Origin of the sequence: Umezawaea sp. NPDC059074, assembly GCF_042738955.1 — a bacterium.
Classification (GTDB): Bacteria; Actinomycetota; Actinomycetes; order Mycobacteriales; family Pseudonocardiaceae; genus Umezawaea.
In genome coordinates this window covers 1-8165 of record NZ_JBHYHC010000234.1, presented here as the reverse complement: position 1 = coordinate 8165, position 8165 = coordinate 1, and the positions used below count along the sequence as shown (strand labels likewise).

The window sequence follows — 8165 nt, the reverse complement described above, 5'->3', positions numbered from 1 at the left end:
CGTGCCGGCAGGTTCTTTTAACCCCCACCCCGGCCGGCCCCCGATTGTTTTTGCGCCCCCACCCTCTTTCGTCTTGTCAAGGCGTCTTTCCAGCCTTGACAAGACGAAAGAGGGTGGGATAATTGGCGCAATCGGGGGTTAGCCACCCAAACCCAACACCCACCCCAAACGAGACGTCCGATTCCTGCCATGCCGGTTTGCGCCACCACGACCCTCCCCCAACGGGTGAACCGTCCACCAATACTGGGCGAACCGTTCACCCTGCACACGAGGAGTAGGCGTGCTCAAGTCCACCGCATGGTCCGCCACCTTGCTCACCATCACCCTGCTGGGAACAGCGATCACTCCTGCGGCCCACGCCGCCCCCACCCCACCCACCCAACAAGACCTCCTCACTAAGATGGAAGCCCTACTCCCCGCAGACCACGAATCCAAGCTCAAAGCCGTCAAACTCCGCCTGGGCATCGAGGACAGCGAACTCCGCGAGGTAGCCAACCAGGTCATCGACCCCACCCAGTACCAGTGCGACCCCACTCAACTGACGACGTGGCTCCAGCAGTCCATCAAGGACATCAGCCTCAACGACCTGATCGTCCTCGTCTTCTCCGGCGCCTTGGACGTCCCCACCTACGACACCCTCCTCTTCTCCAAGAAGCAGGACCCCCAGCGCTACGGCCAGCACGGCGAGTTCACCCGCCCCCTGACCCACACCTTCCAGGACCTCAAAGGCTTCTGGGACATCAAGTCCAAGGACATCCAACTAGCAGCGATGCACGGGAACACCCTCCTCAGCCCCGCCAAGATCGCCCGCACCGTCAAGTACACCCTCGGCATGACCGACCAAGCCGCCGCCGACTTCGGCAAACTGCTGGCCGAGTTCATCAACCAGCCCCAGTTCCAGAACGGCAACGCCCCCATCCTCACCTTCAACGCCTTCGCCTACTCCGCCCTAGGCAAGGAAGAATTCCCCGGCCTCGGCGTGATCCCCGACAAGATCGTCATGGGCGACGGCGTCCTCGAAGGCTTCAAGGCGATCGGCCTCGGCGACGTGGCTCCCCAAGCCATCCTCGCCCACGAGTTCGGCCACCACATCCAGTACGAGCGCGACCTCTTCAACTCCCCGCTCACGGGCCCCGAAGCCACCCGCCGCACCGAACTCATGGCGGACGCCTTCGCCGCCTACTACCTCACCCACAAGCGCGGGGCGAACCTCAACTGGGTCCGCACCAAGCACTTCATCCAGACCTTCGCCAACGTCGGCGACTGCGGCTTCAACGACCCCAACCACCACGGCACCCCGAACCAGCGCACCAAGGCGGCCGAGTGGGGCAACCTCGTCGCCCTCGCGACCGAACGCCACGGCCGCATCCTCCCGACCAAGGTCTTCGCGAAGCTCTTCGAACGCAAACTCCCCGAACTGGTAGCCCCGGACGCCACCCCGGTCACCCAGGACGCCGACCTCGCAGCCCTGGCCGCCGACATCGTCCCCGCCACCTAGAAGGAACCTCGGCAGGGGCCGCTCACAGCAGCCCCTGCCGAGACGCCTGCACCCCCAACTGAAACCGCGTCTGCGCCCCCAACGTCTCCTGCAACCGCGAGATCCGCCGAGCGATCGTCCGCTCACTAACCCCGAACTCCCGCGCGATCGACTCGTCGGTCAACCCCGCCGACAGGTACGTCAACAACCTCTTGGTATCCCCGGACGTGGCATCCCCGACTTCGGTGGACGTGATCGGCACCGCCATCCGCCAGAACGATTCGAAGATCCCCACGAGCCCGTTCAAGAACGGCGAGTTGTGCACGACGACGGCTCCGATCCGGTCTTGCCCGGCCACCGGCGCTCGCGCGGCGATCAGGGCCCACCGCTGGTCCACGATGGTCAGGTTCATCGCGATCTGCGGGAACACCCGTGCCTGTTCCCCGGCGTCCACGCACTCCTGCACCATCCGCAGCGCCACGGGGTTGCGGAGCACGACGGTCCCGTAGATCACCTGGTAGGTAACACCACGGGCCAGCGCGTCGAACAGCCCGTCCACGATCTTGTGGTCCGGTGATTCCAACCGTCCCACGGTCATCGCCCTGACCTGCGACACGGCGTCCTGCTGCACCTGGTCGAGCACGGCCCGCGCCGCTTCGGCGGACGGCAGGATCTCCAGGTAGTCCCGCCGTCCGATCCCGGTGGTCCACAACTCCGCCAGCACGGCGGCCGAGTCACGGGCCAGTGCGGCGTCACGGGTGTGCTGCTGGGCGATCCGCTCCAGCGCCAGTTGCGGCGGGAACGGCGACACCACGTCCCCGCTCACCCGCACCAGCCCGAGCAACTCCAGCTCCGCCACCACCGCCACCGGGAACGACCCGGCCGGGGCTTCCCCGCGTTCGACCAGCCGGAGGTAGGCCTCCTCGGCGGCCGCGGAAACGCCGAGGTCCTGGAGCGGGTGCATGGCCCGTTTCTACCCCAACGACACCCAGACCGCGGCTCCGACCAGCAGCACGTACACCGCCGACGCCCCCGCGACGACCCGCGTCCGCGCCCGCTCGTCGAGCGACGTGAACGTCAGCAGCCACGCCAGCACCGGCAGCAGCAGGATCCCGTGCATCGCGACCCCGTGGGCCGGCTTGAAGAACCCGGCCGTCGAGTACGCCTCCGCCAGCCGCCCGCTCCGCGACAGCACCGATCCGCGCGCGATCATCACCGCCCCGAACGCCATCGCCGACAGGAACGTCGCCGTCCCCACCCGCACCGCCAGCAGCATGCTCGGCGTCAAATGCCCAGCCCGCCACGCCGTCACCAACAACCACACCACGCAGAAGATGATCACCCCGCCACCGACGGCCAACCCGCTGGTGACCACGACGTCGAACGGCGTCTCGGTGTTGAAGTGCGACGGCACCTTCCGCCACGCCTGCACGGTGATCCCGAGGACCTCGTACACCGAGACGACCGTGAACAGCGCCACCACGAACGGCTTGATCCGCACGAGCGTCCCGACCCACACGAACGTCGCCAGCGTCAGCCCGAACGACAGCCCGAACGTGACGGGTTTCCGCCACGACACCGGCCCCTCCCACGGCCCGCCGTCAACGAAGAACACCAGCAGGTGGAACACCCCGCTGGCGAACAGCAGACCCCCGACCCAGTACCCGACACGTGTCGCCATGACCCCGAATCGTGCTCGGATCAAGCCAAGCCCGCGTCCGCCCACGAGCGGCTCCACGCCCTACGCCACCCGACGTACCCCCACCAGCGCGGTGACGTAGGCGTCTAACCGCTCCTCCACGACCCGCGTCGTCAGCTCCGGCCTCCCGCCACGGCCGCGACACCTCCCGCACCGCTTCCACCGGACCCCAAGCACACCCCGCCCAGTCGACAACGCCGGTGATCTTCGCCGACCGCGCGTCGAACAGCACGTTGCCCGGCTGGAAGTCCCTGTGCAGGAACCGCTTTTCACCACCAGGCGCGGGCGCACGGATCACCTCAACTGCCGCAGCCCACGCCCCAGCGTCAGCGCCTCGGGGGACCACCACGGTGTCGGCGGTCGACAGCACCACATACCCACGGGGCCGCTCGGCGGGCCGCACCGCGTGGATCGCCACGAGCTGACGCGCCAGCAGTTCAACACGCGCCCCCACACCCTCGTCGTCGAGGACCGTCAGGCCGGCCAGGTGCGTCATCAGCAGCGACGGGTGCTCGCACCGCGCCGCGTCCGGATCGACCGCGACCAGCGCGGGACCCGGCACACCGGTACCCGGCAGCACGGACAGGGCGTGGACCTCAGTGCGGCACCGACATCGCGGCCGACGCGAACTCCGCCCACCGCGCCGAGTGCGCGGCGGGCAGGCTCACCCAGTCCCGCATCGGCCGCCCGCTGCCGGACGGGTCGAACAGGTGCGCGTCGCCCATCGCCAGGGCGTCCGTGTGGGCGCGGGTGCCCTGCCCGAGGCGGCACGCCAGCTCACCCTCGTGCAGGCACGCGAAGGCCTTGCCCTCGACGTCCTTGAGGGCCGGTCCGCCGAACAACTGGGAAGCGCGGACCCCGAAGGGGCCGAGCTGGGTGACGAGCCCGTCGAGCACGTCGGTGTCGGTCACCCGCCCAGCGTGGCACCGGTTGCTCAGGGGGTCCAGTCGGTGTTCGCCCCGCACAGCACCACGCACGGCACCTCACCAGGCACGTTGCCCGCCAGGAACGCCGCGAACGGCACCGCCGCGGCGGGTTCCACGGCCAGTCGGAACTCCTCCCACAGCCGGTCCCGCGCCGCCAGCAGCTCCTCGTCCGTGACCAGCAGCGACGTCACCGGTGCCGATGTCAGCACCGAGAACGGCAGGTCGCCCAACCGCGTCGCGCCCAAGGCCGACGCCGCCACGGACTCCACCGGCCCGTCCACCGGCTCCCCGGCGTCGAGGGCGTTGCGCAGCGCCGAGCAGTTCACCGGCTCCACCGCCACGGTCAGCCGCCCGTCGATCGCCGACGCGATCCCGGCCACCAGCCCACCGCCGCCCACGGCCACGGCGACCGCGTCCACCTCCGGCAGGTCCGCCACGATCTCCAGCCCAACCGTGCCCTGCCCCGAGACGACCAGCGGGTGGTTGTAGGCCTCGATGTACGTGCCGGGGAACTCCCGCGCGGCCACGGCCGCCTCCGCGTACGACGCCCCGTGCCGGATCAGCTTCGCCCCGGCCGCCTCGATCCGCCGCACCTTGCCCTCCGGCGCGGTCACCGGCACGAACACCGTCGCCGACAGCCCCAGCAGCTGTGCCGCCCGCGCGACCCCCAGCCCGTGGTTGCCGCCGGACGCCGTCACCACGTGGTCCGGTTTCCCCAGCGCCAGCAACGTGTTCAACGCCCCCCGGATCTTGAACGACCCGGTGAGCTGGAGGTGTTCGAGCTTCAACGCCAGCGGACGGCCGTCGACCTCGACCCGCCACAGCGGGGTTCGGCGGGCGTAGGGGCGGATGCGGTCGGCCGCGGCGGCGACGTCGATGGTCATGACACCAGGATGCGGTATCCGAACTGCACCACGGTGATGGCGCCGGTCACGATGAGCACGGCCAGCACCGCGAGCCCGAACGCGATCAGCGCGCACGCGACCCACGACCGGCCCGGCTCCTTCTCGGCCACGACCAGCTCGTCCTGGATCTGCTCGGTCGCCGCCCGGTGCAGGGCCATCAGCCGCGTGCGGGCGGTGTCCGTGTCCGCCGCCGACTCGCCACCCACCCAGTTCAACGCCGTCAACCGCGCCACGGGCGTCTTGTAGGCGTGTTCGAACGCCAGCAGCTCCACGTCGTCGCGGACCTCGGACAGGTAGCTCCAGCGACCGGCCTGCACGGTGTTCCCGAGCAGCCGGTAGACGGCCGCGAGCTTGTCCCGCAGGTCCAACCGGTTCGGGTAGGTGCCGACGAGCCCCGCCAGCCTCTGACGTGCGCGGAGAACGCTCGCTAAATCGCCTCGCGTGAGTTCTTCGGCCGCTCGGTGCAACGTCACCTCGACTGCCATGGCCCACATGCTCTCAAGCCGCGCAAGAGGCTGCCGATTGTTCGCCCGATCGGTTGACGGGGTTGACTACTCTGAGGTACGCCGTTTTGCGGAGTTGACGAACGATTCCAAGGCAGCGCGCGATACCGGGAGCGGGGTCCTGGAGTCCCGGATGGCTCCGACGTGGGTGAGCTCGACGCAGGTGCCACCGCTTGCGTTGCTGTGGCTGGACTTCCGCCACTCGACAGCCATGGCGGTTCGAGGTCTTCCGGGGATGGGCCACGTTGTCCGTGCAGATCACATCGTTGTGCGGCGGATGACTTTTCAGCGGATCGTGCGACTGCGTCCCCGGAATTCGGCGACGACCTCGTCGCCGCGCGTGACCGTGATGTCGTAGAGGCCGCTGCGGCCGAACACCACGCGTTCCACCGCCGTCGCCACCAGTTCGTCGCCGAGTTGCACCGCCGCGATGAAGTCGATCTCCGCTTGGGCGGCGACCGTGACCGATCCGGGCCGGTTGCAGGCGATCGCGAAGGCGCTGTCGGCGAGCAGGAAGACGTACCCGCCGTGGCCGATGCCGTGGACGTTGAGCATGGTCTCGGTGATCGTCATCGCGAGGCGCGCGGTGCCCTCGCCGACGTGCAGCTCCTTGATGCCCAACGCCGTTTCCGCAGGTCCCATCAGGCCACTGTGGCACGCCTGAGCACGCGGGTCGCGGCCAGGTAGCCGAGGACGCAGCCGAGGGTGTTGGCGATGAGGTCGTTCACGTCGGCGCTGCGGCCGCTGTCGAAGATCGCGTACAGCACGACCTGGGTGATCTCGATGACCGCGCTGGCCACGAGCCCGACGAGGGCGACCTGCTTGATCGTCAGCGGCTTCGGCCACAGCAGCGCGGCGAAGACGCCCAGCGGGACCATCATCACGACGTTGAGCACGAACCCCGAGAGGTCGGCCGTGAGGAGCGGGATCGGGCTGATGCCGTTGTACCAGGGGTTCCGCGAGCGGTAGATGCCGTGGTTCCACTCGATGGGGAACAGGGTGAAGTGCAGGACGCCCGCCACGTACACGCCCGCGGCCAAGCGGTAGAGGGTGCCGAGGCCGGTCCAGCGGCGGTGCAGCGCCAGGACGGCGACCAGGTACACCGCGAGGGGCGGGCCCAGCACGAGCGGGGAGTCGATCACGGTGCGCACGGTGTCCACGGGGGTCCTCCAGTCGGTTGACCGGAGTTTTTCGCGGTGGAGGTGCGCGGCGGATCTTCCGATAGGCCGGTTCTCCCGGCCCGGCTACGACTTTCGGCCGAGAGGGGTGGTGTGGGAGCACGGGGCGCGACGCGCTCCCACACCACGATCTCGGCGGTGCCCGACACGCTGAGCACCGGTCCTGTGACCGTATGTGGTCTACACCACTGCCGTCAATGGGTCTAGACCTTTTGTCCGTTGACGAGGCCTCTGGCGAGCGGCGAACACGAATCGGCGAGACTGTTTCAATGGTCGACCAGAACATCCCCGCGCTCGGCAAGCGCCCACTCGGCAGCCAGGGCCTCCTCGTCTCGACCCAGGGCCTCGGCTGCATGGGCATGAGCGCGTTCTACGGCGGGCGCGACGACGCCGAATCGACGGCGACCATCCACCGCGCGCTCGACCTCGGCGTGACGTTCCTCGACACCGCCGAGGCGTACGGACCGTTCACCAACGAGATCCTGGTCGGCAAGGCCATCGCGGGACGGCGCGACTCGGTGCAGGTGGCGACGAAGTTCGCGACCGAGTTCGACGACGACGGCCTGTCGCACGACATCAACGGCAGCCCCTGGTACGCGAACCGGGCCGTCGAGCGGTCGTTGCGGCACCTGAACACGGACTACATCGACCTGTACTACCTGCACCGCGTGGACCCGCACGTGCCCATCGAGGACACGATGGACGCGCTCGCCGACCTGTTCATGGCGGGGAAGATCCGCTACATCGGCTTGTCGGAGGCGTCCCCCGAGACGATCCGCCGCGCCCACGTGATCCACCCGATCACGGCCGTGCAGTCGGAGTACTCGCTGTTCGCGCGCGGGCCGGAGCACGACGGGGTGCTCCAGACGTGCCGCGAACTGGGGATCGGCTTCGTGCCGTACTCGCCGTTGGGCCGGGGTTTCCTGACCGGGGAGATCACGTCGGTGTCGGACCTGGCGGAGGACGACGCCCGCCGCAACCTGCCGTGGTTCTCGCCGGAGAACATCGCGGCGAACGTGGCCGTGGTGGACGTGCTGAAGGAGTTGGCGGCCGAGAAGGACGTGACGCCCGCCCAGCTCGCGCTGGCGTGGGTGCACGCGCAGGACAACACGACCCCGATTCCGGGGACGAAGCGCCGGTCGCGCCTGGAGGAGAACGTCCGGGCGGCGTCGATCAAGCTGACCAACGCCGACCTCGCCGCGATCAACGCCGCGTCGCCGCACGGGGTCACGGCGGGGGAGCGGAACACGCCGCAGGGGTTGGCGACGACCGGGCGTTAATCGCTCGCTTTCGGTGGGATGGGCCTCGATCATCGGGTGGTGGTCGAGGTGCCGGAGCTGGTCCGCCTGAAAGCCCTGAACCAAGGGGCCGAAGGAGAGCGTTGGCTGGCGTCCCTGCCGTCGGTGGTCGCCGAGCTGGCGTCGGAGTGGTCGCTCACGCTCGGACGACCGTTCACCGAGGGGTCGGGGTCGTACTG

11 protein-coding genes are annotated in these 8165 nt (G+C 69.0%); 2 read left to right on the top strand and 9 right to left on the bottom strand.

Annotated features, from left to right (window positions below):
- Positions 1 to 400 precede the first annotated feature (400 nt).
- Positions 401 to 1498: a hypothetical protein gene (locus ACFWW9_RS44960; RefSeq protein WP_390389596.1), complete on the top strand. Its 1098-nt coding sequence runs from the start codon at positions 401 to 403 to the stop codon at positions 1496 to 1498.
- 22 nt (positions 1499 to 1520) lie between these two features.
- Here the strand turns inward: ACFWW9_RS44960 and ACFWW9_RS44955 are convergent, their stop codons facing one another.
- The 9 genes from ACFWW9_RS44955 to ACFWW9_RS44915 all read right to left on the bottom strand — a co-directional run bounded on the left by ACFWW9_RS44955 (position 1521) and on the right by ACFWW9_RS44915 (position 6670).
- Complete coding sequence (locus tag ACFWW9_RS44955; protein ID WP_390389594.1) at positions 1521 to 2441, bottom strand: LuxR family transcriptional regulator; 921 nt, start codon at positions 2439 to 2441, stop codon at positions 1521 to 1523.
- Positions 2442 to 2450: 9 nt separating this feature from the next.
- Positions 2451 to 3158, bottom strand: coding sequence for a hypothetical protein (locus ACFWW9_RS44950; RefSeq protein ID WP_390389592.1), 708 nt, complete (start codon positions 3156 to 3158; stop codon positions 2451 to 2453).
- Positions 3079 to 3738, bottom strand: a complete 660-nt coding sequence (locus ACFWW9_RS44945) for a phosphotransferase family protein (RefSeq protein WP_390389598.1) — start codon at positions 3736 to 3738, stop codon at positions 3079 to 3081. Before ACFWW9_RS44945 ends, ACFWW9_RS44950 begins: the two co-directional genes overlap by 80 nt.
- 34 nt (positions 3739 to 3772) lie before the next feature.
- Entirely contained in the window at positions 3773 to 4087 is a 315-nt protein-coding gene (locus ACFWW9_RS44940) for a hypothetical protein (RefSeq protein ID WP_390389589.1), read from the bottom strand.
- Positions 4088 to 4110: 23 nt separating this feature from the next.
- Positions 4111 to 4986, bottom strand: a complete 876-nt coding sequence (locus ACFWW9_RS44935; RefSeq protein WP_390389587.1) for a serine/threonine dehydratase — start codon at positions 4984 to 4986, stop codon at positions 4111 to 4113.
- Positions 4983 to 5492 (bottom strand): DUF6584 family protein, encoded by a 510-nt coding sequence (locus ACFWW9_RS44930; protein WP_390389585.1) that lies wholly within the window; start codon positions 5490 to 5492, stop codon positions 4983 to 4985. The genes ACFWW9_RS44935 and ACFWW9_RS44930 overlap by 4 nt, the downstream gene beginning before the upstream one ends.
- Before the next feature lie 66 nt (positions 5493 to 5558).
- The gene (locus tag ACFWW9_RS44925) at positions 5559 to 5723 is read right to left on the bottom strand and encodes a DUF397 domain-containing protein (RefSeq protein ID WP_390389583.1); all 165 of its coding nucleotides are present in this window, start codon (positions 5721 to 5723) and stop codon (positions 5559 to 5561) included.
- Between the two features lie 72 nt (positions 5724 to 5795).
- Positions 5796 to 6152 carry a hydroxyphenylacetyl-CoA thioesterase PaaI gene (gene paaI, locus ACFWW9_RS44920; RefSeq protein ID WP_390389581.1) on the bottom strand — a complete coding sequence of 119 codons (357 nt, stop codon included), beginning with the start codon at positions 6150 to 6152 and terminating at the stop codon, positions 5796 to 5798.
- Positions 6152 to 6670, bottom strand: coding sequence for a VanZ family protein (locus tag ACFWW9_RS44915; protein ID WP_390389579.1), 519 nt, complete (start codon positions 6668 to 6670; stop codon positions 6152 to 6154). Before ACFWW9_RS44915 ends, paaI begins: the two co-directional genes overlap by 1 nt.
- Positions 6671 to 6957: 287 nt before the next feature.
- On the opposite strand from ACFWW9_RS44915, the gene ACFWW9_RS44910 reads away from it, so the two are divergent.
- On the top strand, positions 6958 to 7968 hold the full coding sequence (locus tag ACFWW9_RS44910) for an aldo/keto reductase (protein ID WP_390389576.1): 1011 nt from the start codon (positions 6958 to 6960) through the stop codon (positions 7966 to 7968).
- The last annotated feature ends 197 nt before the right edge of the window (positions 7969 to 8165 follow it).